1 protein-coding gene is annotated in these 608 nt (G+C 45.2%); it reads left to right on the forward strand.

Features of this window, described 5'->3' with window-relative positions:
* Window positions 1-165 precede the first annotated feature (165 nt).
* On the forward strand, window positions 166-608 hold a 443-nt coding region (locus ACRCJ0_RS18425), incomplete at its 3' end, for a homoserine kinase (RefSeq protein ID WP_431391608.1).

Raw genomic sequence — 608 nt, forward strand, 5'->3', positions numbered from 1 at the left:
TTCCAAGAACCGTCATCTGACGATAAGACAGCGAAAATTGTGGTTGTCACTCATGAAATGTCACAAGCCCAATTACAACAAATCAACCAAGCCACACAAGATAGTCCTGAATTAAACCTGATTTCTTACTATTCTGTGTTGCCTGAAGCGAAGTAGGTGACCGATATGGTAGAAAAGGTACGTGTGAAAGTCCCGGCGACTTCAGCCAATATGGGACCCGGCTTTGATTCAATCGGTGTTGCCGTTAGCCTATATTTAACGGTGGATATTCTTAGCCCTAGTGAACAATGGCAAATTGATCATGACCTAGGTGAAGGGATTCCAACTGATGCATCCAACATGGTGATTGAAACAATCTTACGGTTCGCACCGGATGCCAAGCCCCACTATTTAAATATGACTAGTGACATCCCGACAGCCCGTGGTTTAGGGTCGTCATCTTCAGCCATTGTGGCGGGTATTGCCATTGCTGAAATTTTAGCGGGGGCTAATTGGTCAATGGATGAAAAGATTAACATGGCTAACGAAATCGAAGGGCACCCAGATAACATTGCGCCAGCTTTAGCGGGCGGGTTAGTAGTATCTGTAGCCATGGATTTAACCCATGT

It is taken from the genome of Aerococcus sp. L_32 (assembly GCF_050689315.1).